Source organism: Escherichia sp. MOD1-EC5189 (assembly GCF_002966045.1).
GTDB classification, from domain to species: domain Bacteria; phylum Pseudomonadota; class Gammaproteobacteria; order Enterobacterales; family Enterobacteriaceae; genus Escherichia; species Escherichia coli_F.
The window spans coordinates 16,765-31,231 of record NZ_PTRX01000041.1; the positions used below are offsets into that span (position 1 = coordinate 16,765).

Here is a 14,467-nt window from a genome sequence, read left to right on the forward strand (position 1 = left end):
CGCTAAGATCGAGCCACCGCCTGTAAGACGAGTAACTTACGTGAAACACTACGCCATACAACCTGCCAACCTCGAATTTAATGCTGAGGGTACACCTGTTTCCCGAGATTTTGACGATGTCTATTTTTCCAACGATAACGGACTTGAAGAGACACGCTATGTTTTTCTTGGGGGTAACCAATTAGAGGCACGCTTTCCTGAACATCCGCATCCTCTGTTTGTGGTAGCAGAGAGCGGCTTCGGCACCGGATTAAACTTCCTGACGCTATGGCAGGCATTTGTTCAGTTTCGCGAAGCACATCCGCAAGCGCAATTACAACGCTTACATTTCATCAGTTTTGAGAAATTTCCCCTCACTCGTGCGGATTTAGCCTTAGCGTATCAACACTGGCCGGAACTGGCTCCGTGGGCGGAACAACTTCAGGCGCAGTGGCCAATGCCCTTGCCCGGTTGCCATCGTTTATTGCTCGATGAAGGCCGCGTGACGCTGGATTTATGGTTTGGCGATATTAACGAACTGACCAGCCAACTGGACGATTCGCTAAATCAAAAAGTAGACGCCTGGTTTCTGGACGGCTTTGCGCCAGCGAAAAACCCGGATATGTGGACGCAAAATCTGTTTAACGCCATGGCAAGGCTGGCGCGTCCGGGTGGCACTCTGGCGACATTTACGTCTGCCGGTTTTGTCCGCCGGGGTTTGCAGGAAGCCGGATTCACCATGCAAAAGCGCAAAGGGTTTGGGCGTAAACGGGAAATGCTTTGTGGGGTGATGGAACAGACATTACCCCTCCCCCGCTCCACGCCGTGGTTTAACCGTACGGGTAGTGGCAAACGGGAAGCGGCGATTATTGGCGGTGGTATCGCCAGCGCATTATTGTCGCTGGCGCTATTACGTCGTGGATGGCAGGTTACACTTTATTGTGCGGATGAGGCCCCCGCGCTCGGTGCTTCCGGCAATCGCCAGGGGGCGCTGTATCCGCTCTTAAGTAAACATGATGAAGCACTAAACCGGTTTTTCTCCAATGCGTTTACATTTGCTCGTCGGCTTTACGATTTATTGCCTGTTAAATTTGATCATGACTGGTGCGGCGTCACGCAGTTAGGCTGGGATGAGAAAAGTCAGCACAAAATCGCACAAATGCTGTCGATGGATTTACCCGCAGAACTGGCTGTGGCCGTTGATGCTAAGGCGGTTGAACAAATTACGGGCGTTGCGACAAATTGCAGCGGTATTACTTATCCGCAAGGTGGTTGGCTGTGTCCGGCAGAGCTGACCCGTAATGTGCTGGAGCTGGCACAACAGCAAGGTTTGCAGATTTGTTATCAACATCAGTTAAAGGATTTATCCCGTCAGGATGACTGTTGGTTGTTGAATTTTGCAGGAGATCAGCAAGCAACACACAGTGTAGTGGTACTGGCGAACGGGCATCAAATCAGCCGTTTCAGCCAAACGTCATCTCTGCCAGTATATTCGGTGGCCGGTCAAGTCAGCCATATTCCGACAACGCCGGAACTGGCGGAGCTGAAGCAGGTGCTGTGCTATGACGGTTACCTCACGCCACAAAATCCGACGAATCAACATCATTGTATTGGTGCCAGTTATCATCGCGGCAGCGAAGATACGGCGTACAGTGATGAAGATCAGCAGCAGAATCGCCAGCGGTTGATTGATTGTTTCCCACAGGCGCAGTGGGCAAAAGAGGTTGATGTCAGTGATAAAGACGCTCGCTGCGGTGTGCGTTGTGCCACTCGTGATCATCTGCCAATGGTAGGCAATGTCCCTGATTATGATGCAACGCTCGCAGAATATGCCTCTCTGGCGGAACAGAAAGACAACGCGGTCAGCGCGCCGATTTATGACGATCTTTTTATGCTTGCGGCTTTAGGTTCGCGTGGTTTGTGTTCTGCCCCGCTGTGTGCCGAGATTCTGGCAGCGCAGATGAGCGACGAACCGATTCCGATGGATAGCAATACGCTGGCGGCGTTAAATCCAAATCGGTTATGGGTGCGGAAGTTGTTGAAAGGGAAAGCGGTTAAGGCAGGGTAATCTGCTTTGGCAGCGTTTGTCGGATGCGGCGTGAACGCCTTATCCGACCTACGTGAAACCTGTAGGCCTGATAAGACGCGGTAAGCGTCGCATCAGGCATTATGCACTCAATGTCGGATGCGGCGTGAACGCCTTATCCGACCTACGTGAAACCTGTAGGCCTGATAAGACGCGATAAGCGTCGCATCAGGCATGACGCTCCAGACGCCAACAACTTACTGCTGTGAAGCCTGTTGAAACAGGTTTTCCCACATATCGGTCACCAGCGCCTGGTCTCGCGGCGACAACTCACCGGCACCAATGGCTTTTTCCAGACTCTGGCTAACGGTCGTATGTACCGCCTGGGCGGAGTGGTCATCACCACTTTCCAGTTCTGCGATGGCTAATGTCAGGTGGCCACGCAAATACCCACTGGCAAACAACTCATCATCACTGGCATGGTCAACCATACCGTCGATTAATGCCAGAATGCGTGATTCAAACTCCGCGATCATCTTCTTTCCTCATTGTAAAACGTGGCGCAGGCTTCAGTTGAGCGCTTCCGGCCACGGGAACTGTTCCGCCGTAAGTTCCGGCGTGTGATAATAATTTTGTAGTGCTTTAATGAAGCGTGCCGGACGCTCGGGAATACCGTTTGCCAGATAATCCATCACCTGTGCATGTACCCGCCGTTGAAATACCACGCGGTCCGGTTCGAAATCCCCTTCCAGATTGTCGCAACTGACATTAAACGGATATCCCGCCGCCACACAGAACAACCAGTCCAGCGCCTGCGGCTTCACTTCAACATCTTCAAACTGGCCTTGCGTTTTGGCATCGCGTCCGTCGGGACAATACCAGTAGCCGAAATCAACCAGTCCACGGCGCGCTTTCCCGGCAATACACCAGTGCGAAATCTCATGAATTGCGCTGGCATAAAAGCCGTGAGCAAAGACGATTCGGTTATACGGTACTTCCGCATCAGCAGGAAGATAGATCGGTTCGTCGTCGCCTTTAATCAGACGGGTATTAAATTCATCGGCAAAGCAGCTATTAAAAATTTCAATCAACTGCTCATAGTGGTGTGTACTATTCATTAGTTCATCCCCAACCAGTGGAGGATCTCCTGTCCGTGGCTATCATAAAGTAATTTGGCACTCATCACCGCCGAGACGATAACAATCATCGGGCGAATCAGCTTTTGTCCTTTACTCAACACCAGTCTTGACCCCATGCGCGCGCCGAGGAACTGCCCCACCAGCATCACAAATCCTGTCGCCCAAATCACTTTGCCGCCGAGAATAAACAGCAGTAAACCGCCGATGTTTGACGTTGCGTTGAGTAATTTGGCGTGGGCAGTGGCTTTGGCGAGGTTAAAGCCGCACAGCGTAACGAAGGCTAACGCGTAAAACGATCCGGCAGCCGGGCCAAAGAATCCATCGTAAAAACCAACGCAGCCCCCTGCTACCAGCGCAAATGGCAGTCCATACATCCGACGCTGGCGATCTTCTTCTCCCAGTTTGGGCATCAGTAAGAAATAAAGACCAATACAAATCACCAGAATGGGCAAAATCTGCCGCAAGACATCAGCCTGAACGTACTGCACCAGCAAAGCGCCGCTCATTGAACCGATAAAGGTCATGGCGATATTAAGTTTCTGATCGCTTAAGCTAACCACTTTGCGGCGAATAAAGTAGATAGTGGCAGAAATAGAGCCACCGCAGGCTTGCAGTTTATTGGTTGCCAGCGCGTTAGCCGGAGACATCCCCGCCGCCATTAATGCCGGAATGGTGAGTAGCCCACCGCCCCCGGCAATAGAGTCGATAAATCCCGCCAGTATGGCGACAAAAAAGAGGAGTCCCAGTAATAGCGGGGAAACCATGAACAGGCTATTAAACGTTTCCATTAGATCACGTGCTCATCCAGTAGCGCCTGGCAGGAAGGCGGCAACGGAGGCGGTGTCTTCTTCTCAGGCTTTGTTGTTCCCGGTTTTGGAGGTTCAAACCAGCTTTGCAGTTCTGCCCCGCAACCATCGCCCGGTGGCGGTAAAGGTTGATCTTCACACTCCAGACTATCGGCAGGACAACGTAATCGTACATGCATATGGGCGCGATGCTGGAACCAGGGTCGCACTTTGCGCAACCAGTCGCGATCGGTGCCCGCATCAAGGCAAAGTTGTTGTTTAATCGCCGGATTAACAAAAATACGCGTGACGTCTTTGTCCTGCGCGGCGAGTTTAATCAAGCTGAAAATTTCGGGCTTCCACAGCGCGGGGACAACGTGTTTACCGTCGCGGGAAACCAAATCTAATGCTTGCGGGCGCAAGAGTTGCGCGGAGGTCCAGCGTTTTTTCGGCAGTTGCAGGAAGATGTCCACATCCAGTCCGGTCTGATGACTGGCGTGACCGCCATTGAAACGCCCACCAGCAGGCATTCCCATATCGCCAATCAGCACCGTGCCCATACCCAGATTGCTCACCTGGCTACTCAGACGCTGGATAAACATCACCAGATCCGGATGCCCGAAATAGCGACGCTGATCGGTACGCATGACCTGATAATGTTCGGACTGTATCGGCAGCGTGTCAGCGCCGACGATACAACCATTGGAAAAACTGCCTATCGATTGTGCGCTACCCGGCACAGGTTGGGTTATTTTTTGCCACGGCGTCGCTGCCAGGCTGGCGCTGCTGGCAAGCAGGGCCAGCAGCGCAATCGCAGTTTTGTTCATTTTTACCAGCGTGGAATATCAGTCTTCACATCAGCATTTTGCGCCCGTTGCCGTAACAGGTGATCCATTAAAACGATCGCCAGCATCGCTTCCGCGATCGGTACCGCGCGGATCCCAACACAAGGATCGTGACGGCCTTTGGTGATCATCTCAACTTCTTCGCCAAAGCGGTTAATGGTGCGCCCAGGCACAGTAATGCTGGAGGTTGGTTTCAGCGCCATATGGGCGATAATTTGCTGCCCGCTGCTGATGCCGCCGAGAATACCGCCCGCATGGTTGCTCTGGAAACCGTCTTTGGTGATTTCGTCACGGTTCTGGCTGCCACGCAGCGCTACCACGTCAAAACCATCACCAATTTCCACACCTTTCACCGCGTTAATGCTCATTAGCGCATGGGCGATATCAGCATCAAGGCGATCAAAGACCGGCTCGCCAAGTCCGGCGGGTACGCCACTGGCAACAACGGTGACTTTCGCGCCAATAGAGTCGCCCTCTTTTTTCAGCGCGCGCATCAGTTCATCTAAGGCTTCGATTTTGTCCGGATCCGGGCAGAAGAATGGATTTTGCTCGACCTGAGACCAGTCTTTGATTTCCAGCGGAATGTCGCCCATTTGGGTCAGGCAGCCGCGAATTTCTATACCAAATTTCTCAGCGAGATATTTTTTGGCAATCGCCCCTGCTGCAACGCGCATGGCAGTTTCGCGAGCGGAGGAACGTCCGCCGCCGCGATAATCGCGCAGGCCGTATTTTTGTTCGTAGGTGTAATCGGCATGGCCTGGACGGAAAACGTCTTTAATTGCGCTGTAATCCTGAGAACGCTGGTCAGTGTTTTCGATCAACAAACCAATGCTGGTGCCGGTAGTAACGCCTTCAAAAACACCGGAGAGAATTTTGACCTGATCCGGTTCACGACGCTGGGTGGTATAGCGCGATGTCCCAGGGCGACGACGGTCGAGATCGTGTTGCAGGTCCGCTTCCGTCAGCGAAATACCCGGCGGAACACCATCGACGATGCAGCCGAGCGCCAGCCCGTGCGATTCGCCGAAGGTGGTTACGCGAAAGAGTTGTCCAATTGTGTTTCCAGCCATCACGGCTCCGTTATTGTTGTGTTTGCGTGTTTACTTAATCTTTATAAATCGCGAAATGTTCTCGTGCAGCAATAAGCTGCTCTTTGGTGAGCATAAACACACCATCACCGCCGTTATCAAACTCCAGCCAGGTGAACGGAACATCCGGATATTGTTCCATAAGATGTACCATGCTGTTGCCGACTTCACAAATCAGCACGCCATCATCAGCAAGGTAATCTGCCGCATTACCGAGAATACGACGCGTCAGTTTCAGGCCGTCAGTACCAGATGCCAGACCCAGTTCCGGCTCGTGACGGTATTCATTTGGCAGGTCGGACATATCTTCCGCATCAACGTACGGCGGGTTAGTGACGATCAGGTCGTATTGCACTTTCGGCAAGTCCCGGAACAAATCGGAACGAATCGGAATGACGTTGTGGATCAGACCATGTTCTTCGATGTTCTGTTCAGCAACCGCCAGCGCGTCAGGAGAGATGTCTACCGCGTCGACTTCTGCTTCCGGGAAGGCATAAGCGCAGGCAATCGCAATACAGCCGCTTCCGGTGCACATATCTAAAATGTGCTGCGGTTGCTTGCTGATGAGTCCGGCAAATTTATTGTTGATCAGTTCACCAATCGGCGAGCGCGGCACCAGCACACGTTCATCAACGTAAAATTCATGACCGCAGAACCAGGCTTTGTTGGTCAGGTAGGCCACCGGAATGCGTTCGTTGACGCGGCGGATCACGCGCTCAACAATACGATGTTTTTCGCTGGAAGTCAGACGCGCGGTGCGCATATCTTCCGGAATATCCAGCGGCAGGTAGAGCGATGGCAGCACCAGTTGTACGGCTTCATCCCACGGGTTATCGGTGCCGTGGCCGTACCAGATATTTGCCGCGCTGAAGCGGCTCACCGACCAGCGCAACATGTCCTGAATGGTTTGCAGCTCATTTACTGCTTCATCAACGAAAATTTTATCCACGTATTCCTCCAGGGCATGGTCGCATTAATTTCGGCGGCTAGTTTGCCATGAAGATGACGATAAATCAGCATTCACGCGCGGTGAGTGAGGAAAAATACGTTTAAAACGATCGATTAGACGACGAGTCGGGTAAACTGTAGGAAAATTAGAAATGAGAGATGTAAATGAAAAAGAAATCATCACTTAGCGAGGAGGACCAGGCGCTGTTCCGCCAGTTGATGGCGGGGACCCGCCAGATAAAGCAGGACACCATCGTCCATCGGCCGCTACGTAAAAAAATTAGCGAAGTACCGGTCAAGCGGTTAATTCAGGAACAGGCCGATGCCAGCCATTATTTCTCCGATGAGTTTCAACCGTTATTGAATACCGAAGGTCCGGTGAAATATGTCCGTCCGGATGTCAGCCACTTTGAAGCGAAGAAACTGCGCCGCGGCGATTATTCGCCGGAATTGTTTTTGGATTTACACGGTTTGACGCAGTTGCAAGCTAAGCAGGAACTTGGGGCTCTGATTGCCGCCTGCCGTCGTGAACATGTGTTTTGCGCCTGCGTGATGCATGGTCATGGTAAGCATATTTTGAAGCAGCAAACGCCGCTGTGGCTGGCGCAACATCCCCATGTGATGGCGTTTCACCAGGCACCGAAAGAGTACGGCGGTGATGCAGCTTTATTAGTGTTGATTGAAGTGGAAGAGTGGTTGCCGCCTGAGTTGCCCTGACATCATTATCAACATGCACTTTCACCGACCAGCTGACTGGTCGGTGAAAGATTAACATTACAATTCGTTCAGTACATACTGGAAACGGCACGTAGAATCAATCGGTTGCCGACTACTGGTATTCACCTTCACCACAATGTCGTGGAGTTTTCTATCCGTTAACGGTTTACGTGTCGGTGTGACTGTCACCTTTGCATTATTGCAACCATAAGAGGTAAACGTTAATAAATCTGAAACTGCACGACAGTACGCTCCTCTGGAATCAAAATTACTGCCATCGCAGAGATTGCCACTTTCCATCAGATAGGTCGAAAGCGTTGTTGTGATGGTTGAACCATTGGATTGTAATTGCAACGTTTTAGTATGGCTAACATAATTATCACTCCAGGATATATCATAGGAAGATACCGGAATTGACGGGCAAATAGTATTATGCTCTGTTGGACTTGTATATGCACTAAATCCATTGGCCTGAGAAACTGAATAAAAAGAAGCAATCCATGGGCAGCCATAATCATCAGATGATACCGTGATATTAAAAGTCATAAATCCACATTTATATATGGACGTATCGATACCCGGACAATTTGAGGTGGCTGTATTGCCAAAATCTGTAAGCACTAACTTTGGTGCAGGACCCGTTCCTGTCCAGGATATTAATTGAAGAGTATCGCCTCTTCTTGCGCCTGAATTGTATTGACCATAGGCTACTTCTTCTGGCGTTAATACTGTGACATTAAAACGGATACTCCCCTGCATAGAGATATTATTAATTGCATAATAGATTTCCGCACCAGGGAAGCTTGCGTTTAGGAGCTTATCACCCGCATAACTCTTTGGGGTTCCTAAACTGAGAGCAAGTAATACCAGACTTGCGAAACAAATCATCCATTTTTTCATATTATATATACTCAAAAGTTGCCGTCAGGTTGGCGGTAAATTCGCCCATCGTCACTTCCCGACCGCTTTTCGCCTGTAACCAGGCCCTGAAATTAATGTCATTGCTGCCATCGCTAAGCGTGAATTTCGCCCCGGTTGGGTCGTTAATCGCCACCCGTACACCGTCCGTCGTTTCCATCCCAATCCCGACGCCCTGCGCGGTTGATGTGGTATCCAGCGCCAGGAAACCAGGCTGTTCACTGTCTTCCGTACCGGTAAGAGTCACCTGGACCTGATAACTCGCAGGCCCCTTACAATCTTTCAGCTTAAACACCACCGGAACGTGCGCAGACTCCCCCACGACCATAAGATCCCGACGACTGATAGTCGGAAAATGGACTTCGGCCAGATTTCCGCTCTCAACCACCAGCGTACAAGAGCGGCTAATTAAATTGCCGTAAAAATGCAGGTTGTTGTCCACGGCCAGGGCACGCGTGCTGCCGATCAACAGCAGGCCCGCTAACAGCCCATAGCCGAGCGAATAAATACGTTCTGTCTTCATTGATAATCCACCCGCAATGTTGCATAGGCTGAAAACGTGGTATCACTCAGCACCGCATCGGCTGACTTCACTGGCACGGCTTCCAGCTTCGGCTTTTGGGTAAAATCGGTGGCGTTAATAGTAAGCGGAGTATTCAGCTTAAAAGGCTGACCATCGTGCTGAAGTTCAATACCAAAGCCGGGAACGTCTGTTTCGATAGCCGAGTCATTGTAGGCGGTCTGCGTACCCGTCCAGGTGAGTGTCATATTCCACTCGGGATCGCGCGTGTCAGATTCACAGCTCAGGCCATATACCACTTCCTTGCGACCATAGTCTCCGTTGATACTGTCGATGATGAGATCGCGAAATTCCACTTCGAGGGTCTTTCCATCGCTGATAGCACAGGCAGGCGGTGCCACCAGCGTACCGTGGAAGGTGATGTCATCGTCAGACGCCAGCGCAACGCCACCGCAAGTGCAGAGTAAAAGTAACAAGCGTTTTTTCATTGGTAATCCACCACCATCGTCATACTGGCGTTAAATTCCGCTGGCGTAAGCTGCACTCCGCTCTGTTTTACCGGCACCGCTGTGAGGTTGGGCAACTGGTTAACATTAAAATCAGACCAGTTACCTTCACCCACTCTGAACAGGGAGTTATCGTCACCATTTTCAATGCGAATACCCAGGCCGGGTATTTCCGTCGCAATAACAGTTTCCCCGTTAATCACGGTGGTAGGGCCTTTAAGCTGCATCCGCAGATCATCAAGGCCCACCGCCCTGTTATCACAGTTCAGGGTATAAAGCGGCTGCGTGGTGCGGTAATTCGTGCCATTGATTTTGCTAATGTATACTTCGCCAAATTGCACATTGCTCCCCTTTACGGAACAGGGCGGTGGCCCATCCACCAAAACGCGCAAAGACAATGACACCTGTTTACTTTGCCCTGCGACGGCAAGGTTCCCCATCAGCCAACCGCTCAGGAGAAAAATGCCCGTTCCCACCAGAAACGTGTATTTCATAAGACTCTCCCGGCATCAGCCTTTGCGGCTTTGCTCTGCATCCACCTGGCAATTATTGCCAGTGCATTTAAAGTTCAGCGACAATCGCGCACCGTAGTCGTTGACGTAAGTCAGCACCGGCACAGTATCCATCTTTACATTCAACGGTGCGGACGATTTCGGCGGCATGACCAGCGGCGTAAACCCGGCTGCCGGATTACCATTTTTCTGTGTGCTGGCATTGCTGATAATCACGTAATAGGGCGTGGGGTTATTGACGGTGAACGCCTGACCATTGCGGGTTAACGTCACCTTGTGCTGCCACGGGTCTCTCATGTTAATTTTTGCCAGTGCCTTTGGTCGCCAGAACAATTTGATACGCGTTTGCAGGGCAATTTGCAGCGTATTAGGTTTGTTCGATTTTGGCGGGATTTCACGCACGTTAAAGTAGAACATGCTCTCACGATCGGCGGGTAACTTGTTGATATCCGGCATTCCCTGGACTTTTACCTGCCCATTCATCATCGCATCAATACGCTGTACCGGCGGCAGTACCGTAAGTGGCGAGCTGATTTTGTTGCCCTTTTCGTCCTCCATCCAGCTTTGTGCCAGGTAGGGCTGCTTCGGGTCGTTATTGCGCAACGTGACGCTAATAGATTTGTCGCCTTCATTGAAGACCAGGCGTGTACGGTCGGGCGTCACCGATGCGTGGGTGGTAAAACTGGCGGCCGCCACCAGCAGCGCCAACGCAGGGGCAGCGCGTGTTGCAGAGCGAGTCAATGTATACATGGATCAATCCTTAATCACGTTATTGGTTTGCTGAAATAGCCATAGGTTCCGCACCAGGTGTGATCTGCTGCGTCTGTTCCTGAATCATCGGTTTAACCTCTGCCGGAGCCGCAGGCATCACCGTGCCTTGTTGCTTGCACGGCAGTAACAGGCCGTTGAACAGGTCGGCGGGCAGCGGGTCTGGCAGTGAGATCTCACAGTGGGGTTCGCCATTCCATGAGACACGCATGTGTTCGCCCGCTTTTACTCCAGCCAGATAGACGTTGCCGTCATCATCAACCAGGCCGACCTGCTGGTCATGTTCGTTTCTCACTTCCGCACCAAATGGCGGGTAACTGCCATCACTCATGCGCAGGACAGCCATCGCCTTTTGCCCACTGATGACCGCAAATTGACGATAGCCAATAGCGCCTTCGGTAAGCGTCGCCTGCACGACAGACTGCGTGGCTTCGGCGTTTTCTGGCAGTCTGGTCAGGTCAATCGTGGCCTGGTTACGGTAGTAGTTATTGACGTCGGCAACGACGGCTTTGCCAAACATATTGGTGTACACCGCTGCACCATTTCCTTCGACCGGTACGTCCGCGACACCGTCAGCGTCAATCAGTAATCGCGTACCGCCCATATTTTGAGTACGGTGCAACGCGCCACCGTGAGCCGTGAGCGTAGCGCCGCCCTGTAGCGACAACCCGGCAGAGGTGTACTGCCCTTCATGGTAGTTGGCATTGAGATCCACATGGGCCATTGAGCCGTCACGGCTGTAATAACCATCCACGCTGGAGTGATTTTCACTGTTGCCCACGTTTATCTGATAATGACTGGCGTCATCGATACGACTGAAATACCCTACCTGGCTGCTGTCTGAACCGCTGCCGTAGTTGCCGTTGTAACTCACAACGCTGCTATCGCCCCACGGCATACTTAAGGAGATGTAGACGCCTTTGTCAGCGCTATCGTCATACTCGTAGCGATAACCGGTCAGAGAGATACTCATGTTCCGAATGCCGCCCATATTGAAATAGTGGGAGAGCATTACGTTGTAGTTGGTCTGTTCCTCACGATCCCAGTAGGTGTGGCGCGTATAGTTCAGGTAAACAGAAACACCGGCATCCCTGAAGTTCTGGTTATAGGTGGCGGTGTACATCTCTTTATCATTGCCAGAGCGAACCATTGCGCTGTCATTTGCGTCCAGATACTCGCTCATGGTCATATAGTTCTCTTCCGAGAAGCGGTATCCGGCGAAGGTGACGCGGCTGTTGAGTTCATCAAAGTCTTTGGAGTAACTGACTCTGAAAGAGTTACCGTCGAGCGTGCTTTTTCCGTAAGCGGTCGAATCGTCAAGTCGGGTATGCGAGTGGGTGATATCAAAGGCCATCGCACCGAAAACGGAAAGATCGCGACCAATCCCAAGCGCGGCTGACTGGTAATTTTCATCGCCAAGCGCCCCGCCATACAGTGACCAGCCGTTTGCTATCCCCCAGGACGCTTCGCCACCGGAAAAGAACCCGCCTTGCACATGGTGCCCCCACTCCTGTGGTCGCCCCATCATAATTTTGTAGCGCACCTGGCCCGGGCGAGTCAGGAACGGCATGGAGGCAGTGCTGATGTCATACTCCTGCACCTGACCGTTCACCTCTTCAATGCGCACATGTAGCGTACCAGAGCTAAAATCGGCGAGATCCTGGATACGGAATGGCCCGGCTGGCACCTGGGTTTCATAGATTACGCGCCCGGCCTGGCTAACGGTGACTTTCGCCGCCGTATGGGCCACGCCGGAAATATCCGGGGCATAGCCGCGCAGGTTCGGCGGCAGCATTTGATCGTCAGTACTGATACTACCGCCGATGTAGTTAAAGCCATCGAAAATATCGGAATCGAGGTAATCTTCACCGAGTGCCAGTTTGGCTTTCAGGCTCGGTAACGCGCGCCAGGCATAGTAACGGCTCCAGTCCCAGTTTCTTTCGGTGCTGTCTTCCGTCTCTTCATCATTACTGCGGGTATGCTGATAATCGCTCTGCCAGTCGGCTCGCAAGCGCCACGGCCCGAGGTTAACGCCAACCGTACCGTTGCCACTGATATCGTTGCTGTCATCACCGCCATTTTCTTCGTGTCGGGTTTGGGCGTTGATGCTGTAATCGGCAATTAAACCTGAGATGCCATCATCCCAGCGCGAGGGAGGGTCCCAGTCGACATCGCTGTATTCAAGATAAGCCTGCGGCAAACTGATAAGGAGTGCGGACTGGCTTAAGTCAGCGCGCATTTCCAGACCGTCAAATTGGCCTGGCTTGAGGCATTTACCGTCGTGAACCCATTGCAAATTTTTCGCAATGTCTTCTTTGAAACCAAGCAGTGCCACCAGGTCTGGCGACAGGCAGGCGTAAGTCTTATTGGCATCATTTTCTGTTGCATACCAGTAAATATCATATTCACCGGGTAATGGCTGTTTATTCACCTCAACCTGTAAACTGTATTTACCCGGTTCAACATAACCCTGGCTTGAAAAGCGTTTTAAATCGATTTTCGTGTCGCCTTTTAATTCCAGAAAACGGGAATCAAACTGAATATCTTCATCAGCCCAGGCATTGATATGGCATCCAGAGATGGCCACGGCAACGCACCAGGGAAGCGCCCGTAAGCGGAAAAGGGAATGGTCAGGCATACACGTATTCATCCGTGATTATTATAATAAGTCCAAAAACTCGCCAAAATCCCCCATAGCGAGATGCTATGGGGGTGAATTACCTTAGAGATAGGTAATCTGGAAAGTGGTATTCGCTTCAAAACCACCCAGGTCAGGCGTACCCGTCGCACCGACTAACCAGGCTTTGAAGTTCAGAGTCTGTTTAGGTTTGCCTTTATTGGTTGCTGAGTCATTTACGATCGCCTGTTTAATGCCAGCACCGCTTTTATAGGAAGTACCTTGCTTATCACCAATCGCCAGGCTTACATTGTTAAACGCAGCACCTGTATCGGTATTAAAAATGGTGTAGTAATTCTCGTTTCCCGTAGAAACGTTACCGGTGAACGTCGTTTCCATGTTCGTTTGGGTATCAAATACGCAGTCCTGCAAACGAATCTGAAAATCTTTCGGCGTGGTGGTCCCGTTGTTTTTCAGTACTTCGGCACCGATGTTACCTAAATCCACTTCCAGTTTGTGATCGTCTGGAACGATAGAGCACGGGGAGTCTTCAATGGTGCCGTAGAAACGTGCAGTACCGTTGTTGCCTGCAGCAAATGCTGACGCGGAGACAACTGCGCCCATCACCATTGCGGCAGCAATGGCTGTTTTGGCAAACTTACTCATTATTTGTCCTTAAATCATTAAAATGTATAATACAAGCAACTGACATAATATTATTGTATATATTATGTCTGACGCTTTTAGTTAACCATTGAACATCATATGTCCCAAATAATCATAGAATGTAAACAGATATTCTCTGGTGTGTCGTTATGTTGGTCTTATCTTTAAGAACAATCAATGTAGTAATGCTTAAACACTTATGTAGATTTAATTAATCAATACACAACCAGAATATCCCTCTCGATTTTCAATAAAAATACATGCGTGCCATCAAAAAAAAGAAAAATTTCATAACCAACATGAATGAATTGGATATAAAAACCACTAAAAGAATTTATAATGATTTTGCATTTATTTATTGCTAAGATTCATTCTTGATTAAATTAATTAATTTATATTCAAGATACAAAACCATTATTCCACTGTGTTATTA

Annotated in this window: 15 protein-coding genes; 2 read left to right on the top strand and 13 right to left on the bottom strand. The window is 50.7% G+C overall.

Going from position 1 to position 14,467, the window contains the following annotated elements:
* Positions 1 to 40: 40 nt before the first annotated feature.
* Positions 41 to 2,047, top strand: a complete 2,007-nt coding sequence (gene mnmC / locus ATB02_RS23250; protein ID WP_105272310.1) for a bifunctional tRNA (5-methylaminomethyl-2-thiouridine)(34)-methyltransferase MnmD/FAD-dependent 5-carboxymethylaminomethyl-2-thiouridine(34) oxidoreductase MnmC — start codon at positions 41 to 43, stop codon at positions 2,045 to 2,047.
* 215 nt (positions 2,048 to 2,262) lie between these two features.
* Here the strand turns inward: mnmC and ATB02_RS23255 are convergent, their stop codons facing one another.
* Genes ATB02_RS23255 through prmB form a run of 6 tightly spaced genes read right to left on the bottom strand, consistent with a single transcriptional unit; the run spans position 2,263 to position 6,811 of the window.
* On the bottom strand, positions 2,263 to 2,541 hold the full coding sequence (locus tag ATB02_RS23255; RefSeq protein WP_000559764.1) for a YfcL family protein: 279 nt from the start codon (positions 2,539 to 2,541) through the stop codon (positions 2,263 to 2,265).
* A gap of 33 nt (positions 2,542 to 2,574) precedes the next feature.
* Positions 2,575 to 3,123, bottom strand: a complete 549-nt coding sequence (gene epmC / locus ATB02_RS23260; RefSeq protein ID WP_105272311.1) for an elongation factor P hydroxylase — start codon at positions 3,121 to 3,123, stop codon at positions 2,575 to 2,577.
* Positions 3,123 to 3,932, bottom strand: a complete 810-nt coding sequence (locus tag ATB02_RS23265) for a sulfite exporter TauE/SafE family protein (protein ID WP_000447348.1) — start codon at positions 3,930 to 3,932, stop codon at positions 3,123 to 3,125. The genes epmC and ATB02_RS23265 overlap by 1 nt, the downstream gene beginning before the upstream one ends.
* A complete protein-coding gene (gene mepA, locus ATB02_RS23270; RefSeq protein WP_001043809.1) occupies positions 3,932 to 4,756 on the bottom strand; it encodes a penicillin-insensitive murein endopeptidase in 825 nt (274 codons plus the stop codon). The genes ATB02_RS23265 and mepA overlap by 1 nt, the downstream gene beginning before the upstream one ends.
* Positions 4,757 to 4,758: 2 nt before the next feature.
* Positions 4,759 to 5,844, bottom strand: a complete 1,086-nt coding sequence (gene aroC, locus ATB02_RS23275; RefSeq protein WP_015953282.1) for a chorismate synthase — start codon at positions 5,842 to 5,844, stop codon at positions 4,759 to 4,761.
* Positions 5,845 to 5,878: 34 nt separating this feature from the next.
* Positions 5,879 to 6,811 (bottom strand): 50S ribosomal protein L3 N(5)-glutamine methyltransferase, encoded by a 933-nt coding sequence (gene prmB, locus ATB02_RS23280; protein WP_001298774.1) that lies wholly within the window; start codon positions 6,809 to 6,811, stop codon positions 5,879 to 5,881.
* Between the two features lie 164 nt (positions 6,812 to 6,975).
* Here prmB and smrB point away from each other — a divergent pair, with 164 nt between their 5' ends.
* Positions 6,976 to 7,527, top strand: coding sequence for an endonuclease SmrB (smrB, locus tag ATB02_RS23285; protein ID WP_000730533.1), 552 nt, complete (start codon positions 6,976 to 6,978; stop codon positions 7,525 to 7,527).
* A 57-nt stretch (positions 7,528 to 7,584) separates the two neighbouring features.
* Here the strand turns inward: smrB and ATB02_RS23290 are convergent, their stop codons facing one another.
* The 7 genes from ATB02_RS23290 to ATB02_RS23320 all read right to left on the bottom strand — a co-directional run bounded on the left by ATB02_RS23290 (position 7,585) and on the right by ATB02_RS23320 (position 14,034).
* The gene (locus tag ATB02_RS23290) at positions 7,585 to 8,427 is read right to left on the bottom strand and encodes a StfH/YfcO family fimbrial adhesin (RefSeq protein WP_105272312.1); all 843 of its coding nucleotides are present in this window, start codon (positions 8,425 to 8,427) and stop codon (positions 7,585 to 7,587) included.
* A 1-nt stretch (position 8,428) separates the two neighbouring features.
* The gene (locus tag ATB02_RS23295; RefSeq protein ID WP_105272313.1) at positions 8,429 to 8,968 is read right to left on the bottom strand and encodes a fimbrial protein; all 540 of its coding nucleotides are present in this window, start codon (positions 8,966 to 8,968) and stop codon (positions 8,429 to 8,431) included.
* Positions 8,965 to 9,453, bottom strand: coding sequence for a fimbrial protein (locus tag ATB02_RS23300; RefSeq protein WP_105272314.1), 489 nt, complete (start codon positions 9,451 to 9,453; stop codon positions 8,965 to 8,967). Before ATB02_RS23300 ends, ATB02_RS23295 begins: the two co-directional genes overlap by 4 nt.
* On the bottom strand, positions 9,450 to 9,965 hold the full coding sequence (locus tag ATB02_RS23305; RefSeq protein WP_105272315.1) for a fimbrial protein: 516 nt from the start codon (positions 9,963 to 9,965) through the stop codon (positions 9,450 to 9,452). Before ATB02_RS23305 ends, ATB02_RS23300 begins: the two co-directional genes overlap by 4 nt.
* A gap of 15 nt (positions 9,966 to 9,980) precedes the next feature.
* Entirely contained in the window at positions 9,981 to 10,733 is a 753-nt protein-coding gene (locus ATB02_RS23310; RefSeq protein WP_088541247.1) for a fimbria/pilus periplasmic chaperone, read from the bottom strand.
* Positions 10,734 to 10,752: 19 nt separating this feature from the next.
* Positions 10,753 to 13,389, bottom strand: a complete 2,637-nt coding sequence (locus ATB02_RS23315; protein ID WP_105272316.1) for a fimbrial biogenesis outer membrane usher protein — start codon at positions 13,387 to 13,389, stop codon at positions 10,753 to 10,755.
* A gap of 84 nt (positions 13,390 to 13,473) precedes the next feature.
* Positions 13,474 to 14,034 (bottom strand): fimbrial protein, encoded by a 561-nt coding sequence (locus ATB02_RS23320; protein ID WP_032184725.1) that lies wholly within the window; start codon positions 14,032 to 14,034, stop codon positions 13,474 to 13,476.
* Positions 14,035 to 14,467: the final 433 nt, after the last annotated feature.